Source organism: Paractinoplanes globisporus DSM 43857 (assembly GCF_000379645.1).
GTDB classification, from domain to species: Bacteria; Actinomycetota; Actinomycetes; order Mycobacteriales; family Micromonosporaceae; genus Actinoplanes; species Actinoplanes globisporus.
In genome coordinates this window covers 162,675-170,788 of sequence record NZ_KB903309.1, presented here as the reverse complement: position 1 = coordinate 170,788, position 8,114 = coordinate 162,675, and the positions used below count along the sequence as shown (strand labels likewise).

General features: G+C 68.5%; 7 protein-coding genes. All 7 read right to left on the bottom strand.

What is annotated here, in order from left to right; genetic code table 11:
• Window positions 1-374: 374 nt before the first annotated feature.
• Window positions 375-1,382, bottom strand: a complete 1,008-nt coding sequence (locus A3CQ_RS0124975) for an ABC transporter ATP-binding protein (RefSeq protein WP_020513686.1) — start codon at window positions 1,380-1,382, stop codon at window positions 375-377.
• A 1-nt stretch (window position 1,383) separates the two neighbouring features.
• Entirely contained in the window at window positions 1,384-2,415 is a 1,032-nt protein-coding gene (locus tag A3CQ_RS0124970) for an ABC transporter ATP-binding protein (protein WP_020513685.1), read from the bottom strand.
• Window positions 2,416-2,420: 5 nt separating this feature from the next.
• Window positions 2,421-3,341, bottom strand: coding sequence for an ABC transporter permease (locus A3CQ_RS0124965; RefSeq protein ID WP_020513684.1), 921 nt, complete (start codon window positions 3,339-3,341; stop codon window positions 2,421-2,423).
• Window position 3,342: 1 nt separating this feature from the next.
• Window positions 3,343-4,269 carry an ABC transporter permease gene (locus tag A3CQ_RS0124960; protein WP_020513683.1) on the bottom strand — a complete coding sequence of 309 codons (927 nt, stop codon included), beginning with the start codon at window positions 4,267-4,269 and terminating at the stop codon, window positions 3,343-3,345.
• An 85-nt stretch (window positions 4,270-4,354) separates the two neighbouring features.
• The gene (locus A3CQ_RS0124955; protein ID WP_051115341.1) at window positions 4,355-5,989 is read right to left on the bottom strand and encodes a peptide ABC transporter substrate-binding protein; all 1,635 of its coding nucleotides are present in this window, start codon (window positions 5,987-5,989) and stop codon (window positions 4,355-4,357) included.
• A gap of 182 nt (window positions 5,990-6,171) precedes the next feature.
• The gene (locus A3CQ_RS0124950) at window positions 6,172-6,828 is read right to left on the bottom strand and encodes a response regulator (protein WP_020513681.1); all 657 of its coding nucleotides are present in this window, start codon (window positions 6,826-6,828) and stop codon (window positions 6,172-6,174) included.
• On the bottom strand, window positions 6,825-8,027 hold the full coding sequence (locus A3CQ_RS0124945; protein WP_040432774.1) for a PspC domain-containing protein: 1,203 nt from the start codon (window positions 8,025-8,027) through the stop codon (window positions 6,825-6,827). The genes A3CQ_RS0124950 and A3CQ_RS0124945 overlap by 4 nt, the downstream gene beginning before the upstream one ends.
• Window positions 8,028-8,114 lie beyond the last annotated feature (87 nt).

Sequence of the window (8,114 nt, the reverse complement as noted above, 5' to 3'; positions counted from 1 at the left end):
GACGCGCCGCTCTGCGCACCCAGACGCGCCGCTCTGCGCACCCAGACGCGCCGCTCTGCGCACCCAGACGCGCCGCTCTGCGCACCCAGACGCGCTGCTCTGCGCACATAGGCGCGCCGGGGCGGGCGCGGGCGCCGGATCGGCCCGCGGTTCCGCATGCGCCAGGCCACTAAGTATGGATTGGTGAATGGCCGGCGCGACGCGGCGGGTGGATCTCGCCCGTCGCCCTCCATCCATACGTTGATGACGGAGTGTTCGCCGTGCACGCGAAGTCTTCATCCTTCGCCGGCCGCCGCTGAACGTTGAAGGGCAGGTGTTCTCTGCGAACACTTAGCCGTCGAACTTCCGCGACGTACGATATGGACGGTTTGGGGTTAATAGCGGTGGATGACGTCGCGGATCTCGGCGTAGTGGCAGGCGCTGGGGTGGGGGGAACGCTGGCGGATCTGGAGCAGCGGCTCGTTGTCGGCGCAGTAGGGCTGGGCCTTCCAGCAGCGGGTGCGGAAGCGGCAGCCCGAGGGTGGGTTGGCCGGTGAGGGTACGTCGCCGTCGAGGACGATGTGGTCGCGGCGGCCGCGCAGGCGGGGGTCGGGAACCGGAACCGCGGAGAGCAGCGCCTGCGTGTACGGATGGGTGGGCTGCTCGTAGATGGCCATGTGGTAGCCGGTTTCCACGATTTTGCCGAGGTACATCACGGCGATCCGGTCGGAGATGTGGCGGACCACCGACAGGTCGTGGGCGATGAAGACGTAGGACAGGCCCAGCTCGCGCTGCAGGCGCTCGAGGAGGTTGATCACCTGGGCCTGGATGGAGACGTCCAGGGCCGAGACCGGCTCGTCGCAGACGATGATCTCGGGGCGCAGGGCCAGGGCGCGGGCGATGCCGATGCGCTGGCGCTGGCCGCCGGAGAACTGATGCGGATAGCGGTTGATGTGGTCGGGGTTCAGGCCGACCAGGTCGAGCAGCTCCTGGACGGCCCGGGCGCGGCCCTCGCGCGGGACCGCGTCGGGGTGGATCTCGAAGGGCTCGCCGATGATGTCGCCGACCGTCATGCGGGGGTTCAGCGACGTGTACGGATCCTGCAGCACCATCTGGATGTTGCGGCGCGCGCGACGCAGGTTGTGGCCGGTCAGCCGGGCCATGTTCTCGCCGCGGACGGTCACCTCGCCCGAGGTCGGCTTCTCCAGTCCGACCAGCAGCTTGGCGAGCGTGGATTTGCCGCAGCCCGACTCGCCGACGATGCCGAGGGTCTCGCCCCGGCGCAGCTGGATGTTGACCCCGTCGACCGCGCGGACGGCGCCGACCTTGGACTTGAAGACGATGCCCTGCGTGATCGGGAAGTGCTTGACCAGGTCGCGGGTCTCGAGCACGAGGTCGGACACGTCAGACACCGAGGACCTCCCGGATGAAGTGGCAGCGGGCGATGCGGTGCGGCGCGATCTGATAGGCCGGCGGCTCCTGGTCCATCCGGCAGATCTCCCGGGCGTACCCGCAGCGGGGGTGGAACGCGCAGCCCCGCGGGATGTCGGTGAGCGCCGGCGGCAGGCCGCGGATGACGTTGAGCTGCTGTCCCTTCAGGTCCAGCCGAGGGATCGATTCCAAGAGCGCTTTCGTGTACGGGTGGGCGGGGCGCGCGTAGATGTCGTAGACCGGCGCCTCCTCCACGACCTTGCCCGCGTACATGACCGAGATCCGGTCGGCGACGTCGGCGACCACGCCCATGTCATGGGTGATGAGGATCAGGCCCATGTTGCGCTGGTGCTGGAGCTCGGCGAGCAGGCCCATGATCTGCGCCTGGACGGTCACGTCGAGGGCCGTGGTCGGCTCGTCGGCGATCAGCACCTCGGGGTCGAGGGCCAGCGCCATGGCGATCATGACCCGCTGGCGCATGCCGCCGGAGAACTGGTGCGGGTAGTCGTTGATGCGCTCGCGGGCGGCGGGAATGCGTACCTGGTCGAGCGCCTCGATGGCCCGCTTCTTGGCGTCCTTGCGGGACATTCCGCGGTGCTTGCGGTACAGCTCGGCGAGCTGGAAGCCGACCGTGTAGACCGGGTTCAGCGCGGACAGAGCGTCCTGGAAGATCATCGCGATGCGGTTGGCGCGTACCTTGCGGCGGTCCTCCTCGGAGACCCGCAGCAGGTCGACGCCGCGGTAGAGGATCTGGCCGCCGGTGATGTGCGCGGGCGGCGTGTCGAGGATCCCCATGATCGCCTGGGCGGTGACCGATTTGCCGCAGCCCGACTCGCCGAGCAGCGCGAGCGTCTCGCCGGCCGCCAGATGGAAGCCGGCGCCGTTGACCGCCTTGGCCACGCCGTCCCGGGTGCGGAACTCGACGTGCAGATCGTCGACCTGCAGCAGCGCCGCCCGCGGGTCAAGGCCGGGCAGCGGGTCGATCTGCGCCTGGATGTCTGTCACTCCGGTCACCGCAGCTTCGGGTCGAAGGCGTCGCGGACCGCGTCGCCGAGCATGATGAAGGCCAGCACGGTCGCGGCCAGGAAGACCGACGGCCAGATCAGCGGGCCGGGCGCGACGCGGACGTACCCGGTGGCCTCGGAGATCGAGATGCCCCAGCTCACGGCGTCGCCCCGGAGCCCGACGCCGAGGAACGACAGCGTCGCCTCGCTCGCGATGTTGATGCCGAGCAGAATGGTCAGCACCACGACGTACGGCGCGATCGAGTTCGGCAGGATGTGCCGGAAGATCAGGCGGCCGGAGCCGGCGCCGAGCATCCGGGCCGCCGCCACGTAGTCCTGGTTCTTCGCGGTGATCACCGACGAGCGCATGACCCGGGCCGCGGTCGTCCAGCCCAGGATGCCGAGGGTGAGCGTCACGGCGAGCACGCCGTTCGAGTTCTCCGGGTTGGACGCGAGTCGCTTGCCCAGCACGATCGCGGCGAGCAGGAACGGGACGCCGAGCATGACGTCGACGAAGCGGGAGAGCAGAGCGTCGAGCCAGCCGCCGAAGTAGCCGGCCGACAGGCCCACGGCCAAGCCGATGAGACCGGCGATCAGCGTGCTGAAGACCCCCACGACGATCGAGTAGCGAGCGCCGTACACGGTCTTGGCGTAGACGTCGCAGCCCTGGAAGTCGTACCCGAAGATCGCGCTGCCGCTGGCGCCCGCGTGCTTGCGGCTCAGCACGCAGTCGTGCGGGTCGGCCGAGGTGAACAGCGACGGCCAGGCCGCCATCAGCAGGACGATCACGATGAGCACCAGCGCGGCCCAGAAGATCTTGCTGCGCCGCAGGTCGTGCCAGGCGTCGGCGGCGAGACTGCGGGACTTGCCGGCGCCGCCGGGCGGGGCCGGCTGCAGGACCGGCGACTCCGCGGTCAGGGCGTTCATGTCACTCATAGCGAATCCTGGGGTCGAGTACGGCGTAGAGCAGGTCGACGATCAGGTTCAGGACCAGGAACACGATCACCAGAACGCTGACGAAGCCGACCACGAGCGGGCCGTCCTCGGTGCGGATGCCGCGGAAGAGGTTGAAGCCGACCCCGGGGATGTTGAACACCTTCTCGGTGACGATCGCGCCGGACATCAGGGCGCCGATGTCGACGCCGATCAGGGTGATCACCGGGATGAGCGAGTTGCGCAGGACGTGCACGCCGATCACCCGGCCGCGGCGGAGACCCTTGGCCCGGGCCGTACGCACGTAGTCGGCGCGCAGGTTCTCCGCGACCGAGGCTCGGGTCACCCGTAGCTCGGTCGCGACGACCAGGCTGGCCAGCACGGCCGCGGGCAGCAGCAGCTCGTACAGGTTGGCGTCCTTGCCGGCCGTGGGCGGGAACCAGCCGAGCTTGATGCCGAAGATCAGCTGGGCCAGCGGCGCCAGCACGACGATCGGCATGGCCAGCACGATCAGCGTGACGAACAGCGTGGCGTTGTCGAAGATGCTGCCGCGCCGGATGGCGGAGATGACGCCGGCGACGATCGCGATGGTGGCCGCGATGACGATCGCGATGAGCGTCAGCCGGAGGGTCACCGGCCACGCGTCGGCGAGCATGTCGGCGATCTTACGGCCGGTCAGCGACGTGCCGAGGTCCCCGGTGAGCAGTCCCTTGACGTAGTACCAGTACTGCTGGAAGAAGCTGTCGTTCAGGTGGTAGCGCTCGGTGAGAGCGGCCCGCTGACTGTCGGTGATGGGGCGTTCGCCGACCAGCGCCTGGATCGGATCGTCCTGCACCGCGAACATCAGCGCGTACACGAGGAAGGTGGCGCCGAAGAAGGTGAGGACCATCTGCAGCAGGCGCCGCACGATGAAGCGGAACATGTGGTGAGGCCTTTTTGCCAGAAAGAATGCGGTGGCGCCACGGTGTCAGATCACCAGTGACGCCACCACCGTTCGAGCGGACAGACTAGTCGGCGATTTCGATCTTGTAGATGTCGACCTTCTGGAAGAGATCCATCGTCACGTTGGTGACCTTCTCCGAGTGGCCGAAGACGTTCTGGCCGAACCGCAGCGGAATCACCGGCATGTCGTTGGCGAGGATGGCCTCGGCCTCCTGCCACTTCTTCTCGGCCGCCGCCGTGGTCGGCGCGGCCGACCCCTCGGCCACCAGGCTGTCGAACGCCGGGTTGCTGTACCCGTAGTAGTTCGAGGAGCCGTCGGTCGAGTACAGCGGGCCGAGGTAGTTCTCCATCAGCGGGTAGTCCATCAGCCAGCCCAGCCGGATCAGGCCGACGGACTGCTTCTTCTCGACCTTCTTGAGCAGGTCGGCGAACTTCGGCTCACCCACACCGGTGCAGTTGACGCCCAGCGACGCCTTGATCTGGTTGCACATCGCGTCGACCCACGCCTTGTGGCCGCCGTCCGTGTTGTACGTGATCTTGATGTCCCGGGGCCCGTTCGCCGCGGTGTACAGCTGCTTGGCCTTGGTCGGGTTGTACTCGCAGTTCTCACCGCAGGTGTTCGGCTTGTAGCCCTCGACCACCGGGGAGACGAACGACGTCGCGGGCGACTCCGAGCCCAGGAAGATCTGCTCGGTCATCTCCTCGCGGTTGATCGCCATGGAGAGCGCGCGCCGCACGTCCCGGCTCTGGAACTCCTTCTCGTAGATCGGGAAGCCCACGAAGGAGAAGCTCGAGCTCGGGCTCTTCTGCAGACGGTCGCCGAGGTCGCCCGAGGCCGAGGCCAGGCTCTCGATCGGGATCTTCGTCTGCACGTCGAGGTTGCCCGCGACCAGGTCGGCGTACGCGGCGCCGACGTCCTGGTAGATCTTCCAGGTGATGCCGTCGACCTTGGGAACCGTGCCCTTGAAGTCGGCGACCTTCTCCACCTGGATCTGGGAGTCGTGCTGCCACTTGCCCTTGATCTTGAAGGGCCCGTTGCCGATCGGCGCCTCGCCGTAGCTCTCCGCGAGCACCCCGTCACCGGCGAAGGCGGCCTTCGGCAGCGGGAGGAACGCGTCGTACCCCATCACCGACTCCCAGCCCGCGAAGCCGGCCGACAGCGTCACCGTGAAGGTCGTGCTGTTGAGCTTCCGGAGGCCGGTGAGCTTCTTCGCCTTCGGCTGCTCGGCCTTTTCCGGGCCGTCGCCGTCCGGGTCGACCGACTGCATCTGCGCGTAGCCGTCGATCCGGCTGAAGAAGTACGAGGCGAGCTGGGCGTTCGGGCCGTACGCGCCGTAGTTCCACGCATTGATGTAGTTGTCCGCCGTCACCGGCTCGCCGTTGCTGAACGTGAACCCGGACCGGAGCCTGACCGTCCACACCTTGTTGGCCTTGTCGTGTGTGATCGACTCGGCCGCAACGGTGTACGGCGTGCTCTTCTCGTCGAAGCGGACGAGCGGGTAGAACAGCGACGACAACACCTGGGAGCCGTTGGCTTCCGTGGTGTTGGTCGGAATCAGGCTTTCCGGCTCGGCGATACCGATGCTGATCGTGTTCGGCAGGGTCTCGTCGTCGTCCGAGGAGCCGCTGGAGCAGCCGGCCGCCAACAAGGCGATGGCGGCCACTCCGGCCGCCATCTTCCATGGGCCATTCCCACGCATGTGGAGGATGCCTCCTTCAGGGCGCTCACGGGGGTCGTGTGAGTCGCAGCAACTGTGACACAGCGAAACGGAAGCACTAGGCCCCGTTACCAAGCCGATACTAGCCACAGCGCTTTCTGGCATTCTCCACCAGGCCACTGAGCTGGGATTATGCCCTTCCGTACACACCCAGCGACGTAGCGTCAGACCAGGCGGCGGTCGGCCGCCCATCGTGACAATTCGTAACGGTTGCTCATTTGGAGCTTTCGCAACACGTTGGAGACGTGGGTCTCGACCGTCTTGATCGAGATGTACAGCTCCTTGGCGATCTCCTTGTACGCGTACCCCCGGGCGAGCAGGCGCAGCACCTCGCGCTCGCGGTTGGTGAGCTGGTCGAGCTCGGGGTCGGCGACCGGCACGTCCGGCCGGGAGGCGAACGCGTCCAGCACGAACCCGGCCAGCCGGGGGCTGAACACCGCGTCGCCGTCGGCCACCCGCTTGATCGCGGCGGCCAGCTCGTCCGGCGAGATGGTCTTGGTGACGTAGCCGCGGGCGCCGGCCCGGATCAGGCCTATTACGTCCTCGGCGGCGTCGGAGACCGACAGCGCCAGGAAGCGCACCTGCGGGTGGCTGCGGCGCATCGCGTCGAGCACGGCCCGGCCGCCGCCCTCCGGCATGTGCACGTCCAGGAGCACCACATCGGGCTCCATCGCGGAGATCTTGCTGATCGCGTCGGGCACCGTGCCCGCCTCGCCGATCACGTCGACGTGCACGCCCAGCTCGGCGCGCACCCCGGCCCGGAACATCGCGTGGTCGTCGACCAGGAAGACTCTGAGGCGTCGGCCCTCGGTATCGGTCATCGTGCGGACTCCTTCGCGGCCGTCATGCTCTCTCGGGTGGTGGGCAGCATGAGGCGGACCTCCGTGCCCTCGCCGGGCGTGCTGCGGATCTCGGCGCGCCCGCCGTGGCGTTTCATCCGGCCGATGATCGACCCTCGGACGCCGTGGCGCGACTCTTCCACGCCCTTGATGTCGAATCCCGCACCCCGGTCGCGGACGAACACGCTCAGCTCGTCCTCCTCGACCTCCGCGTACAGCGAGACGGTCTCGACGGCGGCGTGGCGGGCGGCGTTGACCAGGGCCTCGCGGGCGGCCGCGACCAGCGCGGCGACCCGCTCGTCGCACTCGGCGTCGCCGACCACGACGGTCTCGACACTGATCGCGTACGTGTCCTCGACCTCGGCCGCCGCCTGCTCGAGCGCCGCCGCGAACCGCTCGGTCGGCGAGGCGGTCGGCTTGTAGAGCCAGTTGCGCAGGCTGCGTTCCTGGCCGCGGGCCAGCCGCTGCACTTCCTTGATGTCCGTCGAGTTGCGCTGGATCAGGGCCAGCGTGTGCAGGACCTGGTCGTGGATCATGGCGGCGACCTCGGCGCGCTCCTGCTCGCGGATGCGGCCCTCGCGCTCGGTGCGCAGCTGGTTGAACATGCGCCAGAGCAGCGGCGCGGCGACCACGCCCACACCGAGCAGCCCGACCAGCGCGAAGATCACGCCGTTGACCACGGCGGAGAGGGAGCCGGCCGGCGCGTACACCGCGACGACGCCGATGATGCCGGTCGCGACCAGCACGCCGCCGCCGACGAAGCGGAACAGGAAGTGGCGCCGGTCGCTTTCCGCCACCACGGCGGCCAGCCAGGGGGTCTGCGGCAGGTTGCCGGCCCACTGGCCGCGGCGGGACGGGTCGGACTGGTGCCAGATGATGCCGGCGCCGACCGCGACCACGGCGATCAGCCAGCCGACGGTGCCGGCCACGCTGTTCTTGAAGACCAGTGCCTGCAGCAGTACGACACCCAGGCCGATCGCCGCGAACGGCAGAAGCATGGCGAGATCACGTCGCGGCGCGGGCTCTCCGGTGGGAGCCTGTTGCGGCAGGACGGCCCAGAAAGCGGCGTACAGCAGCAGGCCGAGGCCGCTGAAACCGAGGAGCACGACCAGAGCGATGCGGACCGCCAGCAGCGGAACACCCAGATGCTCCGCCAGGCCGGCGGCGACCCCGGCGATTATCCGGTGGTCGCGCGGCCGGACGAGCCGGCGTGTGGGTGGTGTGACGGCGGTGGTGATGACTCCTCCTCGATGTCGTCATCCGATCGT

Excerpts from the sequence above, each read along its gene's own strand:
- A3CQ_RS0124965 (WP_020513684.1), bottom strand. The coding sequence starts at position 3,341 with ATGAACGCCCTGACCGCGGAGTCGCCGGTCCTGCAGCCGGCCCCGCCC.
- A3CQ_RS0124960 (WP_020513683.1), bottom strand. The coding sequence starts at position 4,269 with ATGTTCCGCTTCATCGTGCGGCGCCTGCTGCAGATGGTCCTCACCTTC.
- A3CQ_RS0124955 (WP_051115341.1), bottom strand. The coding sequence starts at position 5,989 with ATGCGTGGGAATGGCCCATGGAAGATGGCGGCCGGAGTGGCCGCCATC.
- A3CQ_RS0124950 (WP_020513681.1), bottom strand. The coding sequence starts at position 6,828 with ATGACCGATACCGAGGGCCGACGCCTCAGAGTCTTCCTGGTCGACGAC.